Origin of the sequence: Flavimaribacter sediminis, from assembly GCF_019492055.1 — a bacterium.
In the GTDB taxonomy this organism is placed as follows: Bacteria; Pseudomonadota; Alphaproteobacteria; order Rhizobiales; family Rhizobiaceae; genus Flavimaribacter; species Flavimaribacter sediminis.
Window position 1 is genome coordinate 339,540 of record NZ_JAICBX010000001.1, and the last position, 25,373, is coordinate 364,912.

The window sequence follows — 25,373 nt, forward strand, 5'->3', positions numbered from 1 at the left end:
GTGATGCAAGTGCAGGACATTTTCAGCGAAGACTACCAGGAAAAGCCGTATTGGTGGGACATCAATCCGGCCCCGCAGATTCCCGACCAGCAATTGCCGGCCAGGACGGAGGTGGCGATCGTCGGCTCCGGCTATACCGGTGTTTGTGCGGCCATACAGACCGCCCGGGGCGGGCGCGAAACCCTGGTCCTGGATGCGGACCGGCTGGGATGGGGATGCAGTTCCCGAAACGGCGGACAGATCAGCAATACGTTGAAGCCGTCACTCTCTACGCTGACCCGGAAGTATGGTGCCGATCTCGCTCTGCAGATCCTGCAGGAAGGTCAGCGTTCGATGACGTTCATTCGCGATTTCATTGCCGAAGAGCAGCTTGACTGCGATTTCCGACCGAAGGGAAAATTCCGCGCTGCCCACAACCCTGCCCAGTACGAGGCGATGGCGAAGAAATACGCCAACCAGACGAAGGGGCTGGAGGTCGAGGCACATATGGTGCCGCGTTCGGAGCAGCGCAGTGAAATCGGAACGGATGCCTATTTCGGCGGTGCGGTGTTGCCGGAAAATGCCGCGTTGGACCCGGCAAAGCTCCAAAACGAACTTCTGGATCGCGCGCACGAGGCAGGGGCCACTTTCATGTCCCACTGCGGTGTCGAGAACATCAGTCGCGAGGGAAAAGGCTTCAGGCTACGGACCGCCAAAGGCGAGGTTTTCGCTGACGATGTCATCATCGCGACGAGTGGCTACACCGGCGAGGTGACGCCCTGGTTGCGCAGGCGCGTAATCCCGATCGGCAGCTATATGATCGCGACAGAGGAGCTGCCGCCCGACACCGTTCGCGAGATGTTTCCCAACGATCGCATCGTCACGGATTCACGCAATCTGGTCTACTATTATCGTGCTTCTCCAGATGGGCGCAGGGTACTGTTCGGCGGTCGTGTCTGCCTGACGGAAACAGATCCGAGGGCCAGTGCACCGTTGCTGAGAAAGGAACTGATTGCCCTGTTTCCACAGATCAGCGATGTCCGGGTCAGCCATTCCTGGATGGGCTTCGTCGACTTTACCTTCGATTCCATGCCGCATGTCGGCAAGCATGACGGCATGTACTACGCTATGGGCTATTGCGGCTCGGGCATTGCGACGGCGACCTATCTCGGAACCAGGGTCGGCCAGCAACTGCTCGGACTGCCGGAAGGCAGGACGCCGCTCGACGAGACACGCTTTTCGACACGGCCGTTCTATACAGGAAATCCGTGGTTCCTGTCCCAGTCTATCCGTTATTATCGCTGGAAAGACGCATCAGGGCGGTAGCAGCGTTACGTGTGCATGATTTCTACCAGAGCCAGGATATTGATCGAAGCGTGTCTCGCAATAAAACTTCAATTGTCGCGCTCGATGATGAAACTTTTTTACAATTGAGATTTACTTATTCTGATTTCATTGAGTTTTTTCGGGGCTATTTTTACAATCTCCGAAGCTTTAAACGACTGATTTTGAAGCAGTAGCCTGTTGATTCTTAATCAGCGGGTCCAGGGTTCGAGTCCCTGCTCACCCACCAACAAAATCAAATAGTTAGCAAGCAAACAAGCGAAACAGACCGTGAACATGCGACGATTTTGGGGACGGTGCGGTTTTAGGGCGAGTTCGCGGCTCCCATTGAGCATGTAACCAATTTCACTGAACGCGCGCCTTCACGGCCCAGGCCTTTGCTTTCAGCCGAACAGGACCTCCGTCGTCAAGCCGTTCGGAAAGTTTTGATTTCAAGGTTTGCTGTTGCTCTTCTGTGAGACTGCCGCAGTATCCGGGCGCTGGACCGGCTCCCAATGTGAAGGGGCGCCAGAAGGCTTCAAAGTCAGGAAACTCCGTTGCGATCTCAATCGGGGCGATTTCGGCGTCGGGAAGACAGGCCTCTGCACACAGTTTGGACAGACCGTCAAACGTGCAAAAGGGAAACCGGGCGCTTTCATCGAGTTCAGATGCCTTTAAATCCAGCGTGGCGGCCGCTTTCCAGAAGGCGTCAATAAAACAGACGCCACCCCCTGGATAATCCCAGATGTAAAATGAGAGGACGCCGCCCGGCCGCAATATACGCTGCATTTCGTTCAGTGCCGCCAGGCGGTCTGGCAGGAAGTTCAGAACCAGCGCTGAAGTAACGATATCGACACTATTGTTTTTGGCAGGCAGGGCCTGCGCCGGAGCGGCTTTGAACTCCACATTCGGATGCTGGATGATCTCGCGTACGTGGTGAACGAAATCCTAGGAAGCGTCAGTCGCAAGAACCGAATTCGGAGCGCAGTTCTGAAGGATTGTCGAGGTAAGCGCGCCTGTGCCGCAGCCAAACTCCAGCCAGTCGGGTCCCTTTTCAGGATTGAGCCAAGTCAGGTGCTCCGCCGCGATCCTGCGACTCCAACGGCCCATATAGTGCTCGTAACTTTTTCCGGCGCTCCATGCATCGAAGTCTGACCGTGATTGCATTTTTCCCTTCGAAATTCTTCAGCTGCTTCCTTGAATACGCGCACCTCACGCCGAGACCTCAGCACGAATACGCCCGCAAGTCGGCCAAAGGCAGACTGTGGATGTTGTTACTGAGGAACCGAATGCTTCGATCCTGCTCAGCGTCGGCGCGCCGATCCTCGCCGGCATCCTGAAATCGAAGGGCGGCAAAGGCGGCGCGATCGCCGGCGACGTCATCGAGGCCGTGGCGGACAAACTCGGCACGGACGCCACGCCACACGCGATCGAGAACGCCCTACAAAGCCGATGCGGAGATCTTCACGAAGACTGTGCGGACGATCGAGACCGACTATGCGGCCATCGCCCGCGCCGGCGCGGAAGCGCAAGTGGCCTATATCGAGTTCGCGAAGGGCGACCGCGACAGCGCCGATCTCTTGATAAGGATCTGGCGACCGATGAACGGCTTTCTGTTTCCCGTCGGCTGCCTGATCATCGTGGCGACAATCTGCGTCATGCTTTTGTCGCGAATTCCCGTCGACGCCTCTGTCGTGCCGCTGATCGGCATTGTCGTACCCGTCATAACCGCCTGGGCCGGCGTCGTCGGCTGCTATGTCGGCCAGCGCACAAAAGAGAAGACGACAGGGGCGATGTGATGGCGATCAACGAGACGCACTCCAACGGACGCCGGTTCATCGACTGGCGCCTCTCCGTCGGCAACATCATCACCATTCTCGGCATGATCATCGGGGGCCTCAGCATGTGGTTAGGCCTCGGCGAGCGGGTGACCCTGCTTGAAACGAACCTCACCTCACAGGCGGCCGATATCGTGCAGATGTCGGGCCGCCTTCAGCGGGTCGAAGAACGGGCTGGCGATGTTCGGGAAAGGTTAAAGGGTATCGAGGTAACCCAACAGCAACAGAACGAAACGCTCAAGCGAATTCTGCAGGCGGTGGAGAACCAGTAAATATGGATGATCGCTTGCTGGATTCCACTATCCGCGGAAATCGACTGCCTTCAGTATGCATAGTGTTTTACGTCCACGAGAATACGCTTTGCAGGCTGCCCTGTGGATCGAAGCGAGAGATGAATCGAACGCGGTGAGGCAATCAGTCTCGGACAAGAGACCGCCGCCATGCTTACCCAATGCTTCCGCCTCGATCAAAAACGCCACTTCAAACATCCCGTCATGTCCAACGAAGCGGACTGCGTTACGGGTTCTGTCATAGCTGCGACTAGAATTCGGAAACGCCAAGGTCATGACAGCGGTTGCATCCTTGCAGACGGTTCCGGGAGAGGCGATTTATTGATAAGTTTTTCACGGAGGTCGGTCCTCCAACGACTGACGACCAGGATGTCCGGGACATCGGCCAACCGGTCCGTACGAGTTTTGTTTAGTATGTATTCCGTGACGCCGGGACCGGGAGCGATATCCTCATTCTCCCGGATGTCAACAGAGATAATGTTTCGAGGCTGTGCACTATAGCTAATCATGTTTGGAGCCTTTCTATTGCGCCCGAGTAGATCATTGCGCCGTCGGCATCCATGATTGATACGCCGTCGGGTTGTTGCGGCATGTCGAGGGTCGTGGAAAGTTTCCAGACAGTTTCGATCGCGTCTTCGATGTCGGCTACTTCCATGGTCTGTTGACCGATCACGGCACGCAGGTCGTCGGCATCACGGGTGCGATAAAACTCGACCACAACCTTCATCGACCAGACCTCCGGTTCGCAGTTGTGTGATTGTTAGCTATTGCCTTTGCCGCGTCGGATATTCGGTTCCGCCTGCCTTATCTGATTACTGAACGTGTTTTCAGGTTTTTGGGGTGATTTCGGCTGCTTGGGTTTCCTGATTTCCCGGTTCCCGCGCTTTTGTCCTTTGGCCATGTTCGAATTTCCTTTCTCCAGTAATCCCGATCGGGGAACCGCTTCCGAAACTGCCACTACATCCGTTGTCAATATCGGTTGGTTCCTGGTTCGAGCAGGAGCATGCGCGACGATCACGCCATGCGCTATTTTGATGAAATTTGGTGGTAAATGGCGGGTCTCTGACACCGCGAAGCCACATCGGCCAAATCAAGGTAAGCTATATTATCCATATGTGTTCCGGGTGTGGCGGAAACAAGGACGCGGAGCGATTTAGTTTTCCAGAACCCAAAACTGTCTGTCATGGGGAATTGGCAAGCTCCACATTTGTCGGGAACCCAGGTGAGCGCCCTGTCGTTGCCGCAGGCATGCGGGCAAAATCATTTGGCAACAGGCCTTGTTTCCAACACAGTTCAGGTCCATATAAGGTATATCGATTTTACGGCCGATTTTGACTATGGCCCGCGTTTACCGCGCTTGCTTCCGTCTCTTTTACCTTGATCTCGAATAATCGTTCGCAATGTGTTTGATCACCATTCGCGAGCATACGAAGCAATTGCATCATAAAGGATAAGCGCAATGGCTACAGGCACAGTTAAATGGTTCAACTCCGCAAAAGGCTTCGGCTTCATCGAGCCCGTTGATGGCGGAAAAGACGTCTTCGTTCACGCCACAGCGATCGAACGGGCAGGAATGCCGAGCCTCGTTGAGGGCCAGAAGGTCAATTTCGAAGTTGTCGACGATCGCAGGACCGGCAAGTCGTCGGCTGATCAGCTTAGCGCCGCCTAATAGACGCAACACCTTTGCGCGCCTGTCGAGTCACGGATGTACTGGCAGGCAGGCAGCGAATTGGTGTAGCGCGCGGCGCAATGGGAAGGCGGGGTCAAACCCGCCTTTTTCATTTCGGCTTCCGATTTTTTATTCCCCTCACCAGGAGGCTTCCATGCAACAGCAGCATTACAAGGCCGGAGACCAGGTAAACCTCAGACCGAATTTTGCAGGCGTAAGATCGGTTCAGAGCCTTTGCCGGATCGTGAGTGTCCTGCCCGTCAGCGACTGGGGCGAATCCCAGTACAAAGTCCGCTTCGAAAACGAAAAATTCGACCGCCGTGTTCTTGCGTCCGATATCGAAGCAGGGATTTCGATCCAGCCCATGGCTGGCCTACGCTCACCAGAAGCCGCAGAAGAAGGCTGGCTGAACGCTTCTCGCATCAAGGTAAGCAAATAACGCCCGCAAGGGAGAAAGCGCCGAATTTGGAGATTATCGTTCGTGACAACGACGTCGACCAGGCTCTCCGTGTCCTGAAAAGAAAAATGCAGCGCGAGGGACTTTTTCGTGAACTGCGACGACGCCAAGCTTATGAAAAGCCATCCGTGAAGCGAGCGAGGCAGAAGGCCGAAGGCATTCGCAGGCAACGCAAACTCACAAGGAAGCTGGCCCAGCGTGAAGGTCTCATTCCCGGCAAAAAACCGCGCGCCCGCTAGGGCAAGCGACATCAACGTCAAAAGAAAGGCGTCATGACTGTGGACAAGAACAATCTCTTCAAACCTGACAGACGCAGCAAAGCCGAAGCAACCGATCACACCGCCCGCGCCATTATGGTGGCGGAAGCCAAGGCGCGTGAAAAAAAGAACAAGAAACTGCGAGCTATGAGACTGGAACGGGAGGCTGCCGAGAAGGCGGCTGAGCCGGACGGGAAAAAGCGGCCGGCTTCGTCCAGAACAAAAAGTCGAGCGGCCAATTGAAGGCGGATACCTCGTCAACCGATGCAGAGGACGCGCGGCGCTGGTCTCGCGTTCTTTACCGCTACAAGCAACCACACACCGGGCGGGGCTTTGTCGAGATCGCGATAACGCTGGTGCCGTTCATCTTGTTCTGGGCCGCCGCCGCCCTGGCCTTGCATTATGGGTACTGGACTGGCCTGCTGCTTGCTGTACCGGCGGCCGCGTTTCTGGTGCGGATGTTCATGATTCAGCACGATTGCGGCCACGGCTCTTTTGTCAGTTCTCGTTCCGGCAACGACTGGATCGGCCGTTTTATTGGCGTCCTTACGCTAACTCCCTATGATTTCTGGAAGCGCACGCACAATCTCCATCACGCGAATTCGGGCTCCCTTGAGCGCCGCGGCTTCGGGGATGTGAGTACACTGACCGTTTCGGAGTACAAGGCTCTTGGTCGCTTCGGCCGTTTGAAATATCGGCTTTATCGCAATCCGGTCGTCATGTTTGGTCTCGGACCGGTCTACGTTTTCCTCCTGCAGCACAGGCTGCCCGTCGGGTTCATGAAACAGGGATGGAAGCCATGGCTCAGCACCATGAGCACCAACGCGGGCATCGTCCTCGCAGCCGGCGCCGTGATCTGGTTCACCGGGGTCGGCGCGTTTCTTGCCATCCATCTTTCGGCGACGCTGCTCGCCGGGGCGGCAGGAATATGGCTCTTCTATGTGCAGCATCAGTTTGAACATACATTGTGGGATCGGGAAAAGGACTGGAACTGGCACGAGGCTGCATTGCAGGGTAGTTCGCACTATCGACTGCCGTCTATCCTGCGCTGGCTGACCGCAAATATCGGCATGCATCATGTCCATCACCTGTCCAGCCGCATACCTTACTACCGGTTGCCGGACGTGCTGGGCGATCATCCTGAATTGAAGGATATCAACACGCTGTCGCTTATGGACAGCGTACGTTGCGTAAGACTCGTGCTCTGGGACGAGGAGAACCGACGCCTGGTTTCATTCAAAGACGCCGGAGCAATGGCATAGGCGCGGCAAAGCGCATTCCGGATGTTTTAATCGCGAAAGTTTACCGGAGTGTAACAGTCTGTGTTAGGGTGCCGATACTGACGGGCAATTATGCTTGTCAGCCAACATTGATTGGAATTTATCATGAAATTACCTGCATGGCTGTCACCCGCACTTTATGGTGCGGTCGCTGGAGCTATTTTCCTGGCCATCGTCGGGTTCTCCTGGGGCGGATGGGTAACCGGAAGCACGGCTTCCGAGATGTCCGAGAACGCCGCTGAAACTGCTGTCGTGGAAAGCCTCACGCCCTATTGTGTGAGGTTGTCGCAACAGGATCCAAACGCCAAGGCCGTTCTGGCCGAGATGAAAGCAGCAAGCAACTTCAACCGCAGGGGAATCGTCGAAAAGGCGGGATGGGCGACACCGTTGGGTGAAGAAGAACCGAACCGGGAGCTTGCCCGGGCCTGCGAGAAGGCGATCGCCGAAAGCTGACGCTTCGACAGAACTTCTGGCGGGCAGGCGCGACGTACGGCTGCCCGTCGCAACCTCAGGTTCTAGCGTTTGTCATTCTTCGGAAACAACTTCAATCTGACTGCAGAGCTACGCCCGAAGTGATCGATCTTGATTTCGAAGTTCAGCCTTTGGCCAACCGCCAATCGGCTTACATAAGCGCGATCCACTTCTTTGATGTTAACGTATATGTCCTTGCCTCCACCTTCAGGACTTATGTATCCGTATCCCTTTTTGCCATCATAGTTACCAACAGTACCGCTGATCATAAGAATATCCTCGAATTGGATGACAAAATCTGAACCAAAAAAATTGGATAAATGAAAAAGACGACCTCTACATGAGGCGCTCATGCAGAGGTACTGACAATTTGCATCAGTCGGCGGTTGTAAAACCGCGTCTTTTTCCGCCTTTTTGACGGATGTATACTTGCTCAGTTTTGGTGAGCGGGGTCAACAGCTTATTTTGACTGGCAGGAAAACACAGAAGGATTCTTTATGTCATACGAAAATATTGTCGCCGCAGAAAATTCTGCCAACAAGAACCAACGATTGGATGTTCTAACTGCTGCGTTGGAAGAGATTATTGATCGAAGCTACAATGGAGAACTTGGGACATCCAAAGTGATTGATATGCGAAAGATTGCACAGGCGGCTTTGCAGGACTTGCCACAAAACGTGTGATTTCCTGCTTGTAACAGGCGGCAATTTTGCGGGGGGAGGGTGTAAGGTGTTGTTTGTATTGCAATAAATTAAAATCTTAATCAGCGGGCCCAGGGTTCGAGTCAACGCTCACCCACCAACAAAGTCAAATGGTTAGCACATAGTGCATCGAAACAGATCATGAACATGCGACGCTCATGAGACTAAAAAAGTTAGTCTAACGGTCTCATGTGATACTTTTTGTTCTTTTCTGTCTCAAGAGCCCTCGGGGACGGGCAGCGCTCACATTCCGATCTCCATGATCAGCGGCGCGGGCTGCGGCTTCGGGGGGCGGCGTCGACCGCGCCGAGGAGCACTTGCACGCGTTCTCTGCACCGACCTGATAAAGTCACCTGTCCGCTATCCTTGCGGGGTGTACCAGATGGGCGAGGTATAGGCGCGGTCCTGTTGCGTCATCACCGCGTCGTCGGGCAGGTCCAGATTGCCGTAGAACGCCTCGTCATAGGCGAGCCAGGACGGCGTCGGGATTTCCAGCACCCGCACATAGTAGTAGGCGCGCCGGGATGGATCGAATTCCGGATCGATCCAGTATCCACCAAGCGCCGCAACGCCGATTGTGTTGGTATAGTCCGAGCCGTTGACCGTACTGCCGACCGGCGGCAGTTTGCCTTCGGCGCCCGGTTCGCGGTCACCGGACCATGATACGTCAAACACCTTTGTCTGCGGTTCCCCTTCTGCGTTCACCCAGCCCTTCACGATCTGGATTCGGTCGAGATTCGCGCCAACCGGGTCGCGCAACGCACGGACCATGAAAGTGGGCGCGGCGCCTTCAGGCCCTTTGAACAAGTCGGCCCCCATCGGCACGCCGCGATCGTAGCCCGTTTCGGCGAAATCGGGCCGGTGCACCTCGTCTTCCCCGAAGTCCCATCCCGCAAAGACCCGCACCGTGATCCGCGAGCCTGTCGTCGCGTAGACTTCCTTGCGCCTGAAGGCGTCCCAGATTGCTTCGCGGGTATTCTCCCGGGCCCATGCGCCCGCCAGCCCTGAAGCGAGCGTCTCATAGTGTCGTACAGCAATATCCTCGCCCAGAATGACGGGCTGAACGATGAAATCCTCGTAGCGGGCTTCGCCGGTTCCGGGCTCGACGATGGACGCCTTTCCGAAATAATTGTCCTCCCTCGACGTGGCAAGCGAGGTATGGCTGTCAGTCGATCCGATCAAACCGAACTTGAAGGGGTTGGCGCCGATCTCCTCATCGTATTTGAGGCCACGGGCCAGCGCCTGGCGGGCATATTCGCGCGGCAGCATGTCAGGCGTCTTCAACTTGGTTCCAAAGTTGCCACGGTCCCAGGTATAGTAATCGGCGAACTCGTCGTTCGGCGACAATGACGGATGCGTTTCGCCGTCACCCTTGATCTGGGTAACTTCGTAGAGGGGCTCCCAGCGCATTCGGCGCTCGGCGTAATCGATATCCAGCGGCTCGCCATTCATCCGCACGTCGTCGAACATCAATCCATTCGAAAGATTGCCATTGTGGGCGAACGCCATGACCTTTCCTCCGGTATTGCGTTCATAAGCTTCCATCCAGTCCCACAGATCTTCGGGGTCGCTGCTGTCGTAGGCGGAGAAGGGCACCAGATCCTCCACCTTGTCTCCGTCGTCACGAAACATGACGATCCGGTGCAGATTGTTGGCGTCGGGCCCCGACGACCACTCAAATCCGTGCAACGCGGTGAAGACTCCCGGCTCGTTGAAGCTTTCGGCGCTGTCGACGATCCGGTTCCACATGGTTCGCTGGAGATCATCGTCGTTGATCCGGTCGGTAGCCGAATTCAGAGCGGCGCCCCACTCGACATAGGCCGCGATGGGGTCGCCGCCCTTGACGAGGTCGTGGAGTTGACGTCCCCAATCATTGGCAAGCAGCCCGGGGTTTGATTCCGCGATCATCGGCGCAAGGCCGAGGTTTTCCGAGTGATCGGCGACCACGAGGAAATCGAGCGGTCGCACAAGCTGGGCGTAATCGCCAACCGAAGCGCGCACCTTTTCGCCACGCGCGAACCGGAAGGCCTCGTCCGGGCCGAGCGTGTTTCCAATCATACCGGCGTCGGTCGAATAGGACGTGTGCAGATGCGTGTCACCCCAGAGAACCCGGTTGGGATAGGTCTGATCGAGATACGGCGAATAATGCCTGGCCCCGAGCTTCACGTCTTCCTCGCTGATTGCAACATCGCCGACATAGCCCTGCTCCTGCGCGAGAGCAGTTGCTGTCCAAAGTGCAGCAAGTATAAGAAATCCTTGTGCGTTTTTCATCTTGATCCTCCCAACGGATTCGATCCACTTGCAAGCTGGCTATCAATACTTACTACTTTTGCCGATTTATTGTTTTGATCTCCATCAATACATTACATGCTGGGCGGTATGATGGTCAAAGACTGCGATGGTTCAAGCTTGCAAATGCCGCGTCTTCGGTTCATTCCCGCGGTCTACACTCTGCTTTTGAGGCTCATTGTTGCGGTTTGCCAGTTGCCCCCGCATCCATCCCCATAACCCGAGCTCATCATTCGGGCAGAGCTGCGCAGCTGGAGGGGGAGGGCGGCATTTCGCAGAAGGGGTTTTCGAACTTCCTCGAGGCGGTCTATGGCGGGGCGATCGAGGGCGGGTTGCTGAACGAACCCTAAAGCGCCGAACAGCAGATAGTCGGAATTGGGCGGGCTATTGGCAAGGTGCTGAATGTCCTTCAGCTGCTTGTCGTGCGAAACGTCAACGCCGTCAAACTTCTTGCGTCAGGTGTAAAAGGCGGCATCCGGGACGCCGTGCTTTCGGCGTAATTCGGCTGGCGGCTTGCCCGCCTGATGCTCCTCAAAAATGCTGATGATCTGTTCTTCCGAAAAACATGTCGTTTCATTGCCTGCCCCTTCGTTGAGGGACAGGCCAAATCGAAATCGGGAACATCTCAGGGAAGGAGGTAAGGCCTTCAAGCAAGTCAATCTGCAGACTGACAACCTTTCAGCGCGTTGTCTATGGAAAGACAGAAGCAGCCAGCCAGACGCGTTGCGTAATCGACATGGGCATTGGAAGGATTCTTCATGCAATCGTCAATTTCATCACCGGCCCCAAGTGCTTGAGACATGAATTGCGGATTTTGCGATTGTTTGCGAACTGTACGTTGCAGCTTTGGTGAGATTATTGTCGATTGTGCCTTCATGGATTGCGCAAACAGAGGCGACGGGAACGTGATGCTGCTCACGGTCATGATGCCTGTTGTGGCAATCGTTACTGCAATTACACTTGCAACAATACTGGATTTGACAGTTCTGGTCATAGGTTTAACTCCAATAATTGTTTTGCGGATGCGTAATGGCCAACTGAGTGTCGCCAAGGTTACTTGCAGGGCGTTGCTGACAAGTTGCAGGTGATTTTGCCGGGAAACTGGCTATCGGCGCCACAAGTAAAATGCTTGTTTGTTGCATTTTTATAGAAGCTGTATTTCATGCCGTGTTCAGCCGCCGCCAGCTTTTCCCAGGCATCTTTAACGCCCTTTTGAGCGCCTGCTTTGTTTGGATGGTACCATCTGGCTCGTATTTTGCCGGACGCACACATTTTGACATTTGCAACAGGCTTGCCACTGGCTTTGCAGGTCCAGAGTTTCTTGCCGTTGCCTTGATGAAACTTGCTGTTGCAATCAAAACTGGTTTGTTTTGCTTGACCCCATTTACCGTAGTTCATGCCATGCTGGATTACGGCTTTCTTCTCCCAACGACCAACGGCAGAGTTTTTCGCATGCTCTTTTTGATAATAGGACTTGCCGGAAACGCTGAGCGTTGGCTTTATGTCGGTTGCGGCAACGGCTTGAGTTGTGACGCCAAGTGAGCCGACCCCGCCGATTACGGTTGCGATGGCGATTGCTGTAAGTGCGTTAGTGAAGGTTATCATGTTCATGTCTCCAAGGTATCCAGAAGTTTTTCTGGTGTTTCGTGAGCGCCTGAACAAATTTCTAACTCGCAGTGACTGGCTTTTTGCTGAATAGCATATTCATTTTCCATTCATTTGAATGGCAATTCATGCGTGATTTCCTTTATGTCGGTAGCGGAAATCTTGCTCTGGGTTCGACTAATTAACAGGTAAAAGGTTAGAGTTCCCGCATACTCAACAATAAAATCATATGGTTGGCGGATCGCACCGTTATGATGCGACGCTCGTGAAATCGTCGTACATCGGGCTTCTTGTCGATTTCTTTTCTCACGGTTTCTGGGATTTGATAGCGCTCAGATTCCGATTGCGAGCATCGCAACAGTCGACTGATTTGCCGATCGTCGACCAGACTCCGGGGATAAACCGCGCATTAACCAACGATCCTCAGATCGATAAGCGCCTGCGTTCCCGCATCGACCGAAGCAAGCGCACGGTCCAGCGCGGCAGGCAATTCGGCGACGCTTGCGACCGTTTCGGCGTGTCCGCCATGGGCGCGGCAGATCGCGGCATAGTCAGGGCTGGGCGACAGGTCCGCCAGGAACATGCCGTCGGCCGCGGCGGCGGCGCCCTGCGGATACATGGCCAGCGTCGAATTGCGCACCGCGCCCCATCGACCGTTGTTGAAGATAATCGTCACCACCGGCAGCTTGTGGGCTGCTGACGCCCAATGGCACGCGACCGGATTGTTGAACATGTATGCGCCGTCGCCGAGCATGGCGACGACGGGACCGGTCGCCCCGTCGTCCCGGTTCTGCGCCGCCTGGATTCCGAGCGCTGCGCCGAAGCCGAAGCCGAGCCCGCCCGCCGGCGTGAAACCGTAGAACTGGCCCGGCCGCTCGAAACGCGCAAGCTCCGTTTTGAACGAGTACTCGTTGACGACGATCGCTTGTGGCGGAAGCTGCGCCGCAAGAATTGCGCTTGCCGATTCCGCGGTCAGCCGGTCCATGTCCAGCTTGTCGGGCGACAGGCGCTTCTCGCGTTCCCGGGCGACGATGCGACGCCTCTTGTCGATTCGGGGCTGATCGTCCGGTCCCGGCCGGCCGAGCGCTTCCGACAAGGCAAGGAGCGCCGCGGCCGGACCGGACGTGATCGATTCCGCAGCGGGAAAGCTGCGGAGCGGGTAGCGCGAAAACAGCGGGTCGTGATCGATCTCCCAGAGAACGCCTTGAGGCTTCGGTCGCGTCACCCTTGGTATCCAGGGCACGTCGCAGGCGATCGACAGCAGCAGATCGGCCGACCCCAGCAGATCCCTGGTGTCGAAGCCGAGAGCCATGGGATGGTCGAAGGGCAGATTGACCGAGCGGGGATTGAACTGCACCACCGGCAACGCCCAGGCGCGCGTCAGTTCGTCGAGCAGGGCGGCGGCGGCCGGTTCGCGTCCCGCGTTGCTCGTCACGATCACCGGATAGTCGGCTTTGCGGATTGCATCGGCCAGTCGTGCGATCGCTTCGCTGTCGGGAGCGGCGGCGCTGACCCGGCTGCGCGCCCGGTCGGGACGGTCAGGCGCGACGCGCGCCGCCAGCAATTCGCGCGGCAGGGAAAGATAGACCGGTCCCGCCGGGGGCGTCGACGCAATGTCGAGCGCCCGTATGGCGACATCCTCGACCTGCTCGGGATGGCGCAATTCGAAGTCCCACTTCACCGCTTCGCGGATCATGCCGCCCTGGTCGAACATTTCCTGCGCCCAGTGAATGAACCGGGTCCGCGTGCCTTCGGGACCATCCTCGGTCAGGGGCGTTCGGCCGGCGCTCAAAAGCAGCGGCACGCCGTCGCGAATGGCGTTCAACGCCCCGCAAACCATGTTGGCCGTGCCGACGCTGACATGCACCATCGCCGCCTGCGGCCTGTCGCTGCGCAGCGCGTCGCCGTGCGCCATGGCGACGGCCAGGTTCTCGTGCGGGACGGTAAAGGCCTTCGGGAGCGTCGCGCCCGTCATTGGCGCGCGCTCATAGGCTTCCACAACCGAGGGAAAATCGGTCCCGGCCACAGCGTAGAGCGAATCCACGCCGCCTTTCGTCAGCGCCTGCAGATATGCTTCGGCGGCGAGCACGCCTTGCGTCTCCCCGGTGTTCTCGACAGGTTTGTTCAAGCTGCTAACCTCCCTGGATTTGTTAGTACATTATGCGTGAAAATGGCGACGTTTAAAGTGAAAATCGACGGATCAGGACAGTCCGGCATCTCGCAAACACCAGAAATCAGGGATTGAATGCAATTCTGCACGGTGGAAAATTTGTCATGACAAACTTGCCTTATGTGGGTTACTCTTGTGGAGTATAACGCCTGAGGCACAAAGTGCCGATATCGGGATAGAGGAAGGAACAACGATGACACACAGACCATCTTTCAGCCGCAGGCTTCTCGGCGCAGCAGTGGTCGCTGCAGTCGCGGCCTTTGCGGCCGCGCCGGTTTCGGCGCAGACGCTCGGACTGGGAACAACCAAGGGCGGGGCGACCGGCCAGATTGGCACCGCGCTTTCGCAGGTGATCTCGCTGAACACCGATCTCCAGGTCATTCCGCAGGTCAGCGCCAATACTTCACAGTACATTCCGCTGCTGGATTCGGGCAAGGTGGAGCTGGCGATCGCCAACTATCCCCAGACCTATTACGCCGTCACGGGCACCGGCATGTCCAGCGAACCGGCTGAGAACCTGCGGCTTGTCGCCACCATGATGCCTTTCTACGCGGCTCTCGTCGCCGCGGAGTCCAGCGGCATCAAGAGCTATGCCGACATCAAGGGTCACAAGGTGCCGCGGTACAAGGAAAACTCGCTGGGAGATTTCGTGGTGCAGGCGGCGCTTGCCTCCGGCGGACTGACCTATGACGACGTGGAAAGCGTTCCGATCGCCAATTTCCCGCAGCAGTACGAAGCCTTCAAGGACAAGCGTATCGACGTTTCGATCGCGGCGCTGGGATCCCAGGCCACATTCGACCTCGAGGCGTCGCTCGGCGATATCCAGTTTCTGCCCGTGCCGGAAGAAGCGCTGGCGAAAGTCCAGGAATTTCTGCCCGGCGCCTACCTGTATGACGTGGAAGCCAATGAGGATCTTCCCGGCCTCGACGAGCCGACACGGGTGTTCGCCTACGACTATCTGCTGTTCGCCAATGCGGATGTCGACGATGAAACCATCAAGACGGTCACCAGGGCCGTCTACGAAGGCGCCGACGATCTGAAGAAAACCGGTCCGCTGTGGAATGGCTTCAATCCGGAGACCATCGGCAAGAAGGCCGACATTCCCTACCATCCGGGCGCAATCGCGTTCTTCAAGGAACAGGGGCTCGAACAATAGCCTGAACAACAGTTCAAACGAACTGGTGAAAACCGGGGCTCCAACCCCGGTTTTTTCATGTGTCCGAAGCTGTCGCCACTTTCTCGCCCCGGGCCGCCTCGGCGACCGTACGGGTCTGAACGAAGTAGATGGCGAGGATCGCCAGGCCCAGGCCGGAGACGGAAAACTCCAGATATGCCGGGCCGATCTGCCGCAATGGCGCTATGATCAGCAGCCCCGTGACGATCCAGAGCGCCCGAACGGGCCAGCGCAGCGGCGTAAGCGCGTGGCCGACCATGCCGCCGCAAACCAGCAGCAGCGCCGTCAGCGAACTGACGAAGACATACGCGATCTCGTACCAGTGACCTTCCATCAGCAAGCCCGGCTTGTAAACAAACAGGAACGGCAGGAGATAGGCCACCCAACCGAAACGCAGCGCTTGCATACCGGTTTGCAGTTGCGGTGCGCCGGAAATCGAGGCCGCGGCGAAAGCGGCGAGCGCGATTGGCGGCGTGATCATCGACAGCATGCCGTAGTAGAAGACGAACATATGCGCGGACAGCGGCTCGATGCCCAGCTGCACCAGCGCCGGGGCGGCCATCGAAGCCAGCAACAGGTATACGCCCGTGGTCGGCAGACCAAGGCCCAGCACGATCCCGACGAGCCCCGTTATAACCAGCAGTCCGAAGAGGCTCTTTCCGCCAAAACCGATCAGGAAGAAGGAAAGGGAAAACCCGAGGCCAGTCGCCGACAAAAGACCAATGATCATCCCGGCCGCCGCGCAAATCAGCAGGATGTCGCAAATCTGGCCGCCGGTCTTCGTTACGTTGGCGGCGATCTCGCGCGGGCTGAGCTTTGGCCTGCCCCTGCCTGCGAGCCAGAGACTTCCGGATACGATGACAAGAACGGCGATGGACCAGATAGCCGCCACTTCGGCGCGCTTGTTCCAGGTGAAGATGCTTCCAATCAGAACAACGATCGCGATCAGGGGCAGCCAGCCCTTCGACAGGACGGACAGCATCGGTTCCCGGTCCAGCCAGTCGGCTGCGCCGTGCTTGTCGCGACGCGCGATGAAGTCGATCTGCGCGTAGACGGAGAGATAGTAGATGATGGCCGGTATGATGGCGGCGAGAAGGATCGACCGGTAGGGCATCTGAAGCAGTTCGGCCATCAGGAACGCGGCCGCTCCCATCACCGGCGGCGCAAGTTGACCGCCCGTCGAGGCGACAGCCTCGATCGCTCCGGCCTGGGCGGGCTTGAAACCGGATCGCTTCATCATCGGGATGGTCATCACGCCCGTGGACATTACGTTGGAGACCGCGCTGCCTGAAATGGAGCCGAAAAGACCCGAAGCGACGACCGCGACCTTGGCTGTGTTCCCGGGGCCTCTGCCTGCAACGCGCATGGCCGCCTGGGTGAAGAATTCGCCGCCGCCGATCGCCAGAAGCAAGCCGCCGAACAGGACGAAGATGACGACGACGAAGGCGGCGATCTGCAATGCGGGTCCCCAGGTTCCGCCGCTGTCAGTGCCGACGAACCGCATCACGTCGCCGAATTCCATGCCGCGTCCGCGCAACGGGCCCGGCACGTAGTCGCCATAGAGCGCATAGAGCAGCATCAGGAAGGTGATGACGACTAGCGTCCAGCCGACTACTCTTCGCAGGCCTTCGAGCACGAGAATGGTGACGAGAATACCGAGAATCAGCCCTTCGGTGGGATACTGATAGACGTCTTCCGTCAGGACGGGAAATCGAAAGTAGACATATATGCCGAGTCCGATCGAGGCTATGGCCAGAGCCGAGTCGAGCAATTGCCGCGCCGGGCGTTTCTCACTCATGTCCCGGGCGAAAACGACAAACAGCGCGGCGCCCAGCATGAAGGCCGCGACCTGTTCCGGGTAGATCAGAAACCCCATTCTCTGGGGAACGGACAAAACCCAGACAACGGCGGTCACCGGAACCAGAAACGAAAAAGCGGACACCAGTGCTTCAAAGGCGGGTTTGACCGGATTCAAAGCCATGGTGTTTCTCCGCTAAAACTTGATCATAGCATGAAGAAAACCGCCCCGTGCAGGGGCGGTTCCATTTCGACTGCTGTCAGTCGCACTTGTCGGCGGGCGCTTCGTCGAACTTCGTCCACTCACCGTCCTTGATCTCGATGACGTAACCGGCGAGTTCCGCGTCGTTGCCGTCGAAGCAGATGTCGTCGGCGAGGATGCCGCTGAAGCGGATGCCCTTCATGCCGTCAGCCAGCGCTTCGCGCTCTTCCTGCAGCTTGTCGGGATCGCCGGTGGTTCCGGCCGCTTCCATGAGCTGCTTGATGAGGTAGACGGTGTCATAGGCCTGGGCGTCGGAATGGTGCGCGCCGGCTTTCGGGATGCCGCGTTCATTGGCCAGTTCGACGAACTTTTCGTTGAAGGCCTGGCTTTCCGGGGTTCTTCCTTTCCAGAAACCGGCCATCATGAGTGTGCCGTCGCCGGCGGGACCGAAGAGTTCGACGACATTGGGATCGGAGAAGATCTGAGAACCAATAACCCGTCCCTGATAGTCCTGGCGGTCCAGTTCAGCGATCAGCTTGGAAGCCGATCCGGGCAGGGCGGCGACCGCGACGATGTCCGGATTGCTCTGCAGGATCTTCGCCACCTGGGCGGAGAGGTCGAAGCTCTTGTACTGGACCGGGATCGGATCGCCATGCTTGATGCCGGCCTGCTCCAGCAGCGCCGGATAGAGCTTGGTGCCGGCGGCGTTGGAAACGACTTCCTCCGAAATATAGACGATTTCGGCGGTGTCCATCTTGATGCCGGCTTTCTTCATTGCGGCAAGCAGACGACCGAACTGCTTGAACTCGTCTTCCGACAGGCGCCAGCCGTAGCGCTTGCCATCGGTCAGGCCCGGCGCCGAGGACGATGTCGGCATCATCAGAACCTTGAGGCGTTCGGCGTCGTTCAGGGCAACGGAGGCTTCGCCGGACGAGAAGGGTCCGACGATCGCGAGCACCTTGTCGTCCTGGGCCAGCGTGCGGGCGGCGACTGCGGCCTGTTTCGGGTCGGATCCGGTGTCGTAGCGGATCAGTTCGATCGGCTTTCCATTGATGCCGCCGGCGGCGTTGATTTCGTCGACGGCGATGTCCACTGCGACGACCGTCGGCTCGGCGGCGCTTTTGAGGACGCCTGCGGTTGCGACGATATTGCCGATCTTGATGGTTTCCTGCGCCCATGACGCGCCGGCGCAGAGGGCGATAGCCGCGGCAGCGGCGAGGATGCCTGCTGTTCTCTTTCTCATCTGGAAGTTCCTTTTCTGCATTGTTTTATGGTTGCTCTTCGAGCACACGCGCTGATCCGTCGCCGTCACTGCCTCCCAGATAGGCCTCGGTCAACGCTGTGTTTGTTGCGAGGGCCTCCGCCTGGTCCTCGAGTACTTTCCTGCCAAGCTCCAGAACGTATCCGCGCGACGCGATGTCCAACGCCATGCTCGTGTTCTGCTCGACAAGCAGGATGGCGATCCCGTCCTTGTTGAGTTCGCCGAGAAGATTGAACAGCCGGTCGACGTAGAGCGGCGACAGGCCGAGAGAGGGCTCGTCCAGCATGATCAGTCGCGGTCTTCCAACCAGTGCGCGACCGATGGCGAGCATCTGCTGCTCGCCGCCCGACAGCGTCTTTGCGCTCATGTGACGTCTTTCGGCGAGATTGGGAAACCGGTCGTAGATCTCCGTCAGATCCTTCTCGATGTTGTCGTCACGACGCAGATAGGCGCCCATCAACAGGTTTTCGTTCACGGTCATCGAAACGAATATCTGTCGGCCTTCGGGAACGAGAACCATGCCGGCCTTCACCCTTGCCGCAGGTGATTTCGATGTCATGTCCTTGCCGTCGAACACGATGCGGCCGCCGCTTGTTCCCACCGCGCCCTGCAAGGCCCTCAAAAGCGATGTCTTTCCCGCGCCATTGGAGCCGAGAACCGTGACGACCTCGTTGTCGCCAACCGTCATGTCGAGCGACTGGACCGCTCGCGTCCGTCCGTAGGTAACGTTGAGAGCCTCGACCTCAAGCATCTGCGCCTCCGGCGACAACGTGATCCTTGACGTGACGCGAACCCAGATAGGCTTCCAGCACCAGCGGATCGTCCTGTACGTATTTTGTCGAGCCCTCGTAGATCTTGCTGCCGAAGTTGAGGACAACCGCCTCCTCGCAGAGGCTGCGCACCAGCCCCATGTCGTGCTCCACGATCAGAATGGTCGTGCCTGTCTCGGAGATGGTGATCAGAAAATCGCGCAGGCTTGCCGTTTCAGCCGGGTTCAGGCCGGCGGCGGGTTCGTCCAGCATGAGCAACTTTGGCTTCGCCGCCAGCGCCCGAACGACCTCGATCTTCTTGCGGATGCCGTAGGGCAACGTCGCCACGACGTCTCCGGGAAAGGTGCCCAGTCCCATGCTGGCGAGCAGGTCCTCGGCCTCGCGGCGCGAACGCGACCGGCGGAACAGCGGCAGCGCCATATCACTCGGACCTGACGCGTGCGACTGCTGACCGAGCATGATGTTCTCGACGACCGACAGGTGCGGCATCAGGCGGATATTCTGGAAACTTCTGGCAAGGCCGAGGCCGATCCGCTTGCGCGACGGCACTGCGGTAATGTCCGCGCCATCGAAGCTGATGGAGCCGCTGTCGGGCGTATAGACGCCGGATATGAGGTTGAAGATCGTTGTCTTTCCAGCCCCGTTCGGTCCGATCAGCGCAATCCGGGATCCGCTCTCGACGTCGAAGCTGACATCCGAGATGACCTGCAGCCCGCCGAAGCTTTTGCTGACGGCGTTCACGGATAGCAGGGGTTGCGCAGAACTCATTCCAGCACCTCCCCGCCAGGGTTGCGCGCACTCGGTTTGCGCAGCCGCAGATGAGCGAGCATCGGTCTCGTGATGAGGCCTTCAGGGCGGAACACCATCATCAGAACCGTCAGGACCCCCAGGATGACGAAGCGCCAGGATTCGTCCGGCGGGGCGACGTTTTCAGCATCGCCGAACAGGCCGACGAGGAAGGTCTTCGTTGCCGGCAGCAAATCCCGCAAAACCTCTGGAAGCAGGGTGAAGAAGGTGGCGCCCGCCAGAGGCCCCCAGGCGGTCTGGGTGCCTCCTAGCAGAACGTAGAGCAGCACGTAAATGGAGAGAATGGCGTTGAAGCTTTGAACTTCCACGAAGGTGAACGTATGCGCATAGAGACCGCCGGCAAGACCCGCCAGCGCCGCTCCCATCGAAAAAGCGATGACCTTCACCTTGCGGATCGGAACGCCCATCAGGTCAGACACTTCTTCATCGTCATGGATTGCGCGCATGTTCAGGCCGAAGCGCGTCGACATGATGTAGAACACGAACAGGGTGACGACCGCGGCGATGATGACCGGCACATACCATTCGACGTATCCGGGAACGGATATGCCCATCGCGCCGCCGAAAGTATCGGAATTCAGCAAGGCGCCGGCGATTACCTCGGCGAAAGCGAATGTCGCCAGGACGAGATAGACGCCGCGGGTCCTCAGGATCGGCAATGCGATTGCGAAACCGAAAACACCGGAGAGCAAAAGCCCGGACAGCAGCGTCAGAAAGACGGGAAAACCGTAGGTGGCTGAAAGATAGGCCGCCGCATAGGCGCCAACGGCCTGGAAACCTGCGCCGCCGAGATTGAGCTGTCCGGTGGCGACGGAGAGATATATGCCATAGGCGAAAATGATGTTTATGGCGAGAATCGCCAGGATTCCCGACATGTAGCCGCTCATGTCAGAGTTTCCCCTTGCCGATGGCGTTGTGGCCGAGCAGTCCGCTCGGATAGGCGATGAGCGTAAGAAGCAGCGCGCCCCAGACAACCACCTGAACGGTGTCCGCGCCGAAGAAGTGAACCGTCATCAGTTCGAGAACGCCGACAATCAGACCTCCGATGACCGCGCCCCAGATCGAACCAAGGCCGCCGATCACCATTCCCGCGATCGCCTTCGTGCCGATATCCTCGCCCATCAGCGGCGAGACCTCGCCGTAGTTCACCGCGAAAAGAGCGCCCGCCAGGCCGCACAGGAGTCCCGTCAGCATGAAAACCACAGGTACGACGCGCTTGGTGTCCACGCCAAGAATATTGGCCGCGTCGGGGTTCTCGGCAATCGCCCTCAGTCCCCGACCGATTCGCGTGCGCCGGATCAGCATGGTCAGGAAAATCACGATCAGAACGGTGACAAACAGGCTGATCAACTGCGGAACCCGAATGAACAGGCCGCCGACGTTGAGCGTGAGGTCAGCGTCCGGTCCGGCGAACCGGCGCTCCTCGGTCCCGTAGCCGATCCGGACAAGGTTTTCGAGGATCAGCAGAAATCCAAGAGAACTCACCAGCGGAATGGCGTGCTCGGTGGAGTCGCCGTAGCGCGTCTTCAGATACCGGAAGGTGAACCGCTCAACCAGCAACGAAGCCAGAATGGCGAGCACTACGCCCGCGGCAAGCGCCAGGGGCCAGGGCATAGGTCCGGACAACCCGAACGGCAGACCGTAGTAGGACAGCGCCCACCCCATCATGCCGGCGAGCATGAACAGCGTCGGAATGGTGAAATTGAGGAAGTTGAGAATGCCGATCGTCAGTGTGAAGGCGACGGCCACCGTCACGTAAACGCTGCCGAGCATGATGCTGTTTACGAGTTGCTGAACCAGAAGCATCAGTCACATCCCGCGACGATCAAGCGATGTTTGTACACAAATATCGCAGTTTCTTCGCCTTGCGCAAAGGAAAAACGGACAAGCCGCCTGTTCGCGGCTTGCAGTCCCTGAATCCATTGGCAACACGTAAAATTCCCGGAATAGACGGTCATTATCTTCTGTCGAGCCAGTTTCTTGCCTTTTCGGGAATTCTGACCACCGGTCAAAGCACCCTTAATTTGATATGCATTTCAAAAAATCAGGAGTTGATTTGTCCTGACCTTTTGTACACAATGCTGAGCATCATAAAGGTTGTCAAGTGTATATGCGGAGGCAAATGGAAATGTCGGACGGTGCGGAACGGGTCTTGGTTGTGGGCGCAGGTCCGGTCGGTCTGGTAACGGCGGCCTGCCTCGGCGAAGCAGGCATTCCCGTCACGGTTATCGACGCTTACGAAGAACTGCCAAAGGATCTGCGCGCGTCCACTTTCCATCCTCCGACCCTCGACATGCTCGACCGCTTCGGCATTTCCGAAAAGCTCATCGCGCGTGGACTGATCTGCCCGAAATGGCAGTTTCGGGATCGCGCGGAGGGCGTCGTCGCGGAATTCGATCTGGGACACCTGAAGGATGAAACCAACCATCCCTATCGGCTGCAATGCGAGCAGTGGAAGCTGTCCGAGCACCTGCGCGAACTGATCGAAGACTCCGATCTGATCGATCTGCAATACGGGCTGGAGGGCCAGTCCGTGTCGCAGACCGACGACGGCGTTGTGCTGACGGTGCGCAATCCGGATGGATCCATTGGGGAGATGCGCGCGCGCTATCTGGTCGCCGCCGACGGGGCGCACAGCAATGTCCGCAAGTCGCTCGACATCGAATTCGAGGGATTGACCATTCCGGAAATATTCCTGTCGATGTCGACGGAGTTCGACTTCGGTGAGGCAATTCCGGATCTGGCGCCCATCGCCTATCTGACGGATCCGGACGAATGGGCGGTTCTTCTGCGAACGCCTTCGCTGTGGCGCGTCCTTTTGCCGACTGATCCGAACCTTACGGACGAAGAGATCAAGGCGCCCGACAACATGGAGATGCGTCTCCAGAAACTCTGCCCCAAACCCGGCCGCTACGACGTCGTCCACTCGACTGCCTACCGGGTGCACCAGCGCGTCGCGAAATCATACGTCAAGGGTCGGATTTTTCTGACCGGCGACGCCGCGCATCTCAACAATCCGCTGGGCGGCATGGGCATGAACGGCGGCATTCACGACGCCGTCAACCTGACCGAAAAACTTGTGCTTGTATGGCGCGGCGCGCCTCTGGAAAGCCTCGGTCGCTATGAACGGCAGCGCCGCAAGGTGGCGATCGACACGGTCCAGTCCCAGTCACTGCGCAACCGGCAGATCATGGCCGAAAATGATCCGGAAGCGCGCCGGGCGTACCATGACGAACTGCGGGCGATTGCCGCCGATCCGGCCCGGCACAAGGAGTATCTGATGAAATCGTCAATGCTCCAGTCTCTGCGCGATCTCGAAAAAGTCGAATAATTACAACTGCCAAGGATAAGAATCATGACTGACAGTCTCGGCTACCGAATGAAATTCGGCGTCATTGCCCCTTCGACCAACACGTCCGTCCAGCCCGAATTTGATGATATGCGCCCGGTCGGTGTGACCAATCACTTTTCGCGCATCATCATTCCGGATGATCCAGTCCATTCGGACGAGGATTTCAACGAGCTCGTAATGCGAATTCGCGCCGAGACAATGAACGCCATCGATGCGGTCAAGACCTGTTCGCCGGGCGCAATGATCATGGGCATGTCCGCGGAAACCTTCTGGGACGGCAAGGAACGCGCCGACACGCTGAAGGCCCAGGTCGAGGAAAGGGCGGGTATGCCGGTCGCCATGGGCTCCGACGCCTGCCAGGCGGCTTTGGCGAAGATGGGCGGCATCAAGCGCATCGCAGTCATTACGCCCTATATGCCGATCGGCGACGAGCAGGTCCGCAAATTCTTCACCGATTGCGGCTATGAAGTCGTGACCGTGAAGGGGCTGAAATGCAAGAGTCCGATGCTGATCGCCCATGAAAGCGAACAGACGCTGCGCGACGCCATCATCGAGGTCAATGATCCTTCCGTCGAAGCGATCATCCAGGCGGGCACCAACCTCGCGATGGCGCGCGTGGGAGCAATTGCGGAGTTCTGGCTCGACAAGCCGGTCATCGCGATCAACACGGCGACCTACTGGCATGCGCTGCGCATGAACGGCATCGAAGACAAGATTCAAGGCTTCGGGTCGCTTTTATCCCATCACTGAGCCGGAGCGCGGATCCCTCATGCACTACGACTATGTTCCAATATCCAAACGAAATCCGCTGCGCTGGCCGAATGGCCAGCGTCTCGCGATTTTTCTGACCATCAATTTCGAGTACTGGGATCCGGTGCAGGAGTCCGAGAAGCCCTATTATCCGGGCGGGCCGGGTATTGTCGGTGGCAATCTGCCGGGTAATGTCTACGACAATCCGAATTTCACCTGGCGCGAATACGGTCAGCGGGTTGGCGTCTGGCGGTTGTTCGACGTCCTCGACGCCGAAGATGTTGCGGCGAGTTGCACGATGAATGCGAAAATGGCGCTCGAGCGGCGCGAAGTCATTGACGCGGCGCTGGAGCGGGACTGGGAAATCGTCGCCCACAATTATGTCCAGGACGAACTGTTGACGGACTACATGTTCGACGAGGCGGCCGAACGGGATGTCATCCGCCGCACGCTGGACGTCTACGAGCAGGCGGTCGGCAAGAAGGCCAGGGGCTGGCTGTCGAGTTCGTTGCGCTCTACGCTCAATACGATCGATATCCTGGCTGAAGAGGGGCTGCTTTTTATCACGGACCTACTCAATGACGATCAGCCCTATCTGGTGGAGACCCGGTCGGGACGCCCGATGGTGTCCATTTCCTACACATCCGAAGTGAATGACTTCAGTTTCCTTCGTCAGGGTTTGACGGTCGACACCGGCTTCCAGATGTTCAAGGAACAGTTCGACTGGCTTTATGCGGAAAGCGAGACGAGCGGGAGGTTCATGAACATCGGCCTGCATCCGCATGTCATCGGGCAGCCGTTCCGCATTCGCGCCCTGCGGGACTTTATTCGCTACGCCAAGCAGTTCGATGGCGTCTGGTTTGCCAAGCGGGAGGACATCGCTACATGGTATCTCGACCACCATCAGGAACACATCCCTCCGAAAGGGTGA

28 protein-coding genes and 1 pseudogene are annotated in these 25,373 nt (G+C 57.8%); 14 read left to right on the top strand and 15 right to left on the bottom strand.

Going from position 1 to position 25,373, the window contains the following annotated elements; all coding sequences use genetic code 11:
• Positions 1–9 precede the first annotated feature (9 nt).
• The gene (locus K1W69_RS01600) at positions 10–1,305 is read left to right on the top strand and encodes an NAD(P)/FAD-dependent oxidoreductase (protein ID WP_370688159.1); all 1,296 of its coding nucleotides are present in this window, start codon (positions 10–12) and stop codon (positions 1,303–1,305) included.
• Positions 1,306–1,668: 363 nt separating this feature from the next.
• Here the strand turns inward: K1W69_RS01600 and K1W69_RS01605 are convergent.
• Both K1W69_RS01605 and K1W69_RS26875 read right to left on the bottom strand, forming a co-directional pair.
• Positions 1,669–2,229, bottom strand: a pseudogene (locus K1W69_RS01605) (class I SAM-dependent methyltransferase); the annotation flags it as partial.
• Positions 2,230–2,250: 21 nt separating this feature from the next.
• Positions 2,251–2,469 carry a hypothetical protein gene (locus tag K1W69_RS26875; protein ID WP_258570769.1) on the bottom strand — a complete coding sequence of 73 codons (219 nt, stop codon included), beginning with the start codon at positions 2,467–2,469 and terminating at the stop codon, positions 2,251–2,253.
• Positions 2,470–2,777: 308 nt separating this feature from the next.
• On the opposite strand from K1W69_RS26875, the gene K1W69_RS01610 reads away from it, so the two are divergent.
• Both K1W69_RS01610 and K1W69_RS01615 read left to right on the top strand, forming a co-directional pair.
• Positions 2,778–3,101 carry a hypothetical protein gene (locus K1W69_RS01610; RefSeq protein ID WP_220226581.1) on the top strand — a complete coding sequence of 108 codons (324 nt, stop codon included), beginning with the start codon at positions 2,778–2,780 and terminating at the stop codon, positions 3,099–3,101.
• Positions 3,101–3,412 (top strand): hypothetical protein, encoded by a 312-nt coding sequence (locus tag K1W69_RS01615; protein WP_220226582.1) that lies wholly within the window; start codon positions 3,101–3,103, stop codon positions 3,410–3,412. Before K1W69_RS01610 ends, K1W69_RS01615 begins: the two co-directional genes overlap by 1 nt.
• Before the next feature lie 27 nt (positions 3,413–3,439).
• Here K1W69_RS01615 and K1W69_RS01620 read toward each other — a convergent pair whose 3' ends face one another.
• Positions 3,440–3,706, bottom strand: coding sequence for a DUF1488 family protein (locus tag K1W69_RS01620; RefSeq protein WP_220226583.1), 267 nt, complete (start codon positions 3,704–3,706; stop codon positions 3,440–3,442).
• A 229-nt stretch (positions 3,707–3,935) separates the two neighbouring features.
• Entirely contained in the window at positions 3,936–4,157 is a 222-nt protein-coding gene (locus tag K1W69_RS01625; protein ID WP_220226584.1) for a hypothetical protein, read from the bottom strand.
• Between the two features lie 732 nt (positions 4,158–4,889).
• Between K1W69_RS01625 and K1W69_RS01630 the strand changes: the two genes are divergently transcribed.
• The 6 genes from K1W69_RS01630 to K1W69_RS01655 all read left to right on the top strand — a co-directional run bounded on the left by K1W69_RS01630 (position 4,890) and on the right by K1W69_RS01655 (position 7,546).
• Positions 4,890–5,099, top strand: coding sequence for a cold-shock protein (locus K1W69_RS01630; protein ID WP_220226585.1), 210 nt, complete (start codon positions 4,890–4,892; stop codon positions 5,097–5,099).
• A 154-nt stretch (positions 5,100–5,253) separates the two neighbouring features.
• Positions 5,254–5,538 carry a hypothetical protein gene (locus K1W69_RS01635; protein ID WP_220226586.1) on the top strand — a complete coding sequence of 95 codons (285 nt, stop codon included), beginning with the start codon at positions 5,254–5,256 and terminating at the stop codon, positions 5,536–5,538.
• Between the two features lie 26 nt (positions 5,539–5,564).
• A complete protein-coding gene (gene rpsU / locus K1W69_RS01640; RefSeq protein WP_220226587.1) occupies positions 5,565–5,795 on the top strand; it encodes a 30S ribosomal protein S21 in 231 nt (76 codons plus the stop codon).
• Positions 5,796–5,828: 33 nt separating this feature from the next.
• On the top strand, positions 5,829–6,056 hold the full coding sequence (locus K1W69_RS01645; protein ID WP_220226588.1) for a hypothetical protein: 228 nt from the start codon (positions 5,829–5,831) through the stop codon (positions 6,054–6,056).
• Positions 6,053–7,075, top strand: a complete 1,023-nt coding sequence (locus K1W69_RS01650) for a fatty acid desaturase (protein WP_220226589.1) — start codon at positions 6,053–6,055, stop codon at positions 7,073–7,075. Before K1W69_RS01645 ends, K1W69_RS01650 begins: the two co-directional genes overlap by 4 nt.
• A gap of 123 nt (positions 7,076–7,198) precedes the next feature.
• Positions 7,199–7,546: a hypothetical protein gene (locus K1W69_RS01655; protein ID WP_220226590.1), complete on the top strand. Its 348-nt coding sequence runs from the start codon at positions 7,199–7,201 to the stop codon at positions 7,544–7,546.
• Positions 7,547–7,608: 62 nt separating this feature from the next.
• On the opposite strand, the gene K1W69_RS01660 is transcribed toward K1W69_RS01655, so the two are convergent.
• Entirely contained in the window at positions 7,609–7,833 is a 225-nt protein-coding gene (locus K1W69_RS01660) for a cold-shock protein (protein ID WP_220226591.1), read from the bottom strand.
• 228 nt (positions 7,834–8,061) lie between these two features.
• Here K1W69_RS01660 and K1W69_RS01665 point away from each other — a divergent pair, with 228 nt between their 5' ends.
• Positions 8,062–8,247, top strand: coding sequence for a hypothetical protein (locus tag K1W69_RS01665; protein WP_220226592.1), 186 nt, complete (start codon positions 8,062–8,064; stop codon positions 8,245–8,247).
• A gap of 378 nt (positions 8,248–8,625) precedes the next feature.
• Here K1W69_RS01665 and K1W69_RS01670 read toward each other — a convergent pair whose 3' ends face one another.
• The 4 genes from K1W69_RS01670 to K1W69_RS01685 all read right to left on the bottom strand — a co-directional run bounded on the left by K1W69_RS01670 (position 8,626) and on the right by K1W69_RS01685 (position 14,287).
• Positions 8,626–10,536 (bottom strand): DUF3604 domain-containing protein, encoded by a 1,911-nt coding sequence (locus tag K1W69_RS01670; RefSeq protein ID WP_220226593.1) that lies wholly within the window; start codon positions 10,534–10,536, stop codon positions 8,626–8,628.
• Between the two features lie 673 nt (positions 10,537–11,209).
• Complete coding sequence (locus K1W69_RS01675) at positions 11,210–11,548, bottom strand: hypothetical protein (RefSeq protein WP_220226594.1); 339 nt, start codon at positions 11,546–11,548, stop codon at positions 11,210–11,212.
• 59 nt (positions 11,549–11,607) lie between these two features.
• Complete coding sequence (locus tag K1W69_RS01680; RefSeq protein ID WP_220226595.1) at positions 11,608–12,165, bottom strand: hypothetical protein; 558 nt, start codon at positions 12,163–12,165, stop codon at positions 11,608–11,610.
• 403 nt (positions 12,166–12,568) lie between these two features.
• Entirely contained in the window at positions 12,569–14,287 is a 1,719-nt protein-coding gene (locus K1W69_RS01685; RefSeq protein ID WP_220226596.1) for a thiamine pyrophosphate-requiring protein, read from the bottom strand.
• 235 nt (positions 14,288–14,522) lie between these two features.
• Here K1W69_RS01685 and K1W69_RS01690 point away from each other — a divergent pair, with 235 nt between their 5' ends.
• The gene (locus tag K1W69_RS01690; protein ID WP_220226597.1) at positions 14,523–15,485 is read left to right on the top strand and encodes a TAXI family TRAP transporter solute-binding subunit; all 963 of its coding nucleotides are present in this window, start codon (positions 14,523–14,525) and stop codon (positions 15,483–15,485) included.
• Between the two features lie 55 nt (positions 15,486–15,540).
• Here the strand turns inward: K1W69_RS01690 and K1W69_RS01695 are convergent, their stop codons facing one another.
• The 6 genes from K1W69_RS01695 to K1W69_RS01720 all read right to left on the bottom strand — a co-directional run bounded on the left by K1W69_RS01695 (position 15,541) and on the right by K1W69_RS01720 (position 22,146).
• The gene (locus K1W69_RS01695) at positions 15,541–17,484 is read right to left on the bottom strand and encodes a TRAP transporter permease (RefSeq protein WP_220226598.1); all 1,944 of its coding nucleotides are present in this window, start codon (positions 17,482–17,484) and stop codon (positions 15,541–15,543) included.
• A gap of 76 nt (positions 17,485–17,560) precedes the next feature.
• Positions 17,561–18,745 carry an ABC transporter substrate-binding protein gene (locus K1W69_RS01700; protein ID WP_220226599.1) on the bottom strand — a complete coding sequence of 395 codons (1,185 nt, stop codon included), beginning with the start codon at positions 18,743–18,745 and terminating at the stop codon, positions 17,561–17,563.
• A gap of 25 nt (positions 18,746–18,770) precedes the next feature.
• Positions 18,771–19,514 carry an ABC transporter ATP-binding protein gene (locus tag K1W69_RS01705; RefSeq protein ID WP_220226600.1) on the bottom strand — a complete coding sequence of 248 codons (744 nt, stop codon included), beginning with the start codon at positions 19,512–19,514 and terminating at the stop codon, positions 18,771–18,773.
• Entirely contained in the window at positions 19,507–20,301 is a 795-nt protein-coding gene (locus K1W69_RS01710) for an ABC transporter ATP-binding protein (protein WP_220226601.1), read from the bottom strand. Before K1W69_RS01710 ends, K1W69_RS01705 begins: the two co-directional genes overlap by 8 nt.
• Positions 20,298–21,227, bottom strand: coding sequence for a branched-chain amino acid ABC transporter permease (locus tag K1W69_RS01715; RefSeq protein ID WP_220226602.1), 930 nt, complete (start codon positions 21,225–21,227; stop codon positions 20,298–20,300). Before K1W69_RS01715 ends, K1W69_RS01710 begins: the two co-directional genes overlap by 4 nt.
• Position 21,228: 1 nt before the next feature.
• Entirely contained in the window at positions 21,229–22,146 is a 918-nt protein-coding gene (locus K1W69_RS01720) for a branched-chain amino acid ABC transporter permease (RefSeq protein ID WP_220226603.1), read from the bottom strand.
• Between the two features lie 322 nt (positions 22,147–22,468).
• Between K1W69_RS01720 and K1W69_RS01725 the strand changes: the two genes are divergently transcribed.
• From K1W69_RS01725 to K1W69_RS01735, 3 genes are read left to right on the top strand one after another with little or no spacing between them, the layout of a single operon-like run.
• Positions 22,469–23,671 carry an FAD-dependent oxidoreductase gene (locus tag K1W69_RS01725; protein ID WP_220226604.1) on the top strand — a complete coding sequence of 401 codons (1,203 nt, stop codon included), beginning with the start codon at positions 22,469–22,471 and terminating at the stop codon, positions 23,669–23,671.
• A gap of 24 nt (positions 23,672–23,695) precedes the next feature.
• On the top strand, positions 23,696–24,442 hold the full coding sequence (locus K1W69_RS01730; protein WP_220226605.1) for a maleate cis-trans isomerase family protein: 747 nt from the start codon (positions 23,696–23,698) through the stop codon (positions 24,440–24,442).
• A gap of 19 nt (positions 24,443–24,461) precedes the next feature.
• Positions 24,462–25,373, top strand: coding sequence for a polysaccharide deacetylase family protein (locus tag K1W69_RS01735; protein WP_220226606.1), 912 nt, complete (start codon positions 24,462–24,464; stop codon positions 25,371–25,373).

What these genes read in the sequence shown, in the direction of transcription:
- K1W69_RS01735 (WP_220226606.1), top strand. Translation starts at nt 24,462, where the DNA reads ATGCACTACGACTATGTTCCAATATCCAAACGAAATCCGCTGCGCTGG.
- K1W69_RS01675 (WP_220226594.1), bottom strand. Translation starts at nt 11,548, where the DNA reads ATGACCAGAACTGTCAAATCCAGTATTGTTGCAAGTGTAATTGCAGTA.
- K1W69_RS01715 (WP_220226602.1), bottom strand. Translation starts at nt 21,227, where the DNA reads ATGAGCGGCTACATGTCGGGAATCCTGGCGATTCTCGCCATAAACATC.
- K1W69_RS01680 (WP_220226595.1), bottom strand. Translation starts at nt 12,165, where the DNA reads ATGAACATGATAACCTTCACTAACGCACTTACAGCAATCGCCATCGCA.
- K1W69_RS01630 (WP_220226585.1), top strand. Translation starts at nt 4,890, where the DNA reads ATGGCTACAGGCACAGTTAAATGGTTCAACTCCGCAAAAGGCTTCGGC.
- K1W69_RS01725 (WP_220226604.1), top strand. Translation starts at nt 22,469, where the DNA reads ATGTCGGACGGTGCGGAACGGGTCTTGGTTGTGGGCGCAGGTCCGGTC.
- K1W69_RS01620 (WP_220226583.1), bottom strand. Translation starts at nt 3,706, where the DNA reads ATGACCTTGGCGTTTCCGAATTCTAGTCGCAGCTATGACAGAACCCGT.
- K1W69_RS01615 (WP_220226582.1), top strand. Translation starts at nt 3,101, where the DNA reads ATGGCGATCAACGAGACGCACTCCAACGGACGCCGGTTCATCGACTGG.
- K1W69_RS01730 (WP_220226605.1), top strand. Translation starts at nt 23,696, where the DNA reads ATGACTGACAGTCTCGGCTACCGAATGAAATTCGGCGTCATTGCCCCT.
- K1W69_RS01655 (WP_220226590.1), top strand. Translation starts at nt 7,199, where the DNA reads ATGAAATTACCTGCATGGCTGTCACCCGCACTTTATGGTGCGGTCGCT.
- K1W69_RS01710 (WP_220226601.1), bottom strand. Translation starts at nt 20,301, where the DNA reads ATGAGTTCTGCGCAACCCCTGCTATCCGTGAACGCCGTCAGCAAAAGC.
- K1W69_RS01705 (WP_220226600.1), bottom strand. Translation starts at nt 19,514, where the DNA reads ATGCTTGAGGTCGAGGCTCTCAACGTTACCTACGGACGGACGCGAGCG.
- K1W69_RS01665 (WP_220226592.1), top strand. Translation starts at nt 8,062, where the DNA reads ATGTCATACGAAAATATTGTCGCCGCAGAAAATTCTGCCAACAAGAAC.
- K1W69_RS01720 (WP_220226603.1), bottom strand. Translation starts at nt 22,146, where the DNA reads ATGCTTCTGGTTCAGCAACTCGTAAACAGCATCATGCTCGGCAGCGTT.
- K1W69_RS01660 (WP_220226591.1), bottom strand. Translation starts at nt 7,833, where the DNA reads ATGATCAGCGGTACTGTTGGTAACTATGATGGCAAAAAGGGATACGGA.
- K1W69_RS01625 (WP_220226584.1), bottom strand. Translation starts at nt 4,157, where the DNA reads ATGAAGGTTGTGGTCGAGTTTTATCGCACCCGTGATGCCGACGACCTG.
- K1W69_RS01695 (WP_220226598.1), bottom strand. Translation starts at nt 17,484, where the DNA reads ATGGCTTTGAATCCGGTCAAACCCGCCTTTGAAGCACTGGTGTCCGCT.
- K1W69_RS26875 (WP_258570769.1), bottom strand. Translation starts at nt 2,469, where the DNA reads ATGCAATCACGGTCAGACTTCGATGCATGGAGCGCCGGAAAAAGTTAC.
- K1W69_RS01635 (WP_220226586.1), top strand. Translation starts at nt 5,254, where the DNA reads ATGCAACAGCAGCATTACAAGGCCGGAGACCAGGTAAACCTCAGACCG.
- K1W69_RS01690 (WP_220226597.1), top strand. Translation starts at nt 14,523, where the DNA reads ATGACACACAGACCATCTTTCAGCCGCAGGCTTCTCGGCGCAGCAGTG.
- K1W69_RS01670 (WP_220226593.1), bottom strand. Translation starts at nt 10,536, where the DNA reads ATGAAAAACGCACAAGGATTTCTTATACTTGCTGCACTTTGGACAGCA.
- K1W69_RS01700 (WP_220226599.1), bottom strand. Translation starts at nt 18,745, where the DNA reads ATGAGAAAGAGAACAGCAGGCATCCTCGCCGCTGCCGCGGCTATCGCC.
- K1W69_RS01645 (WP_220226588.1), top strand. Translation starts at nt 5,829, where the DNA reads ATGACTGTGGACAAGAACAATCTCTTCAAACCTGACAGACGCAGCAAA.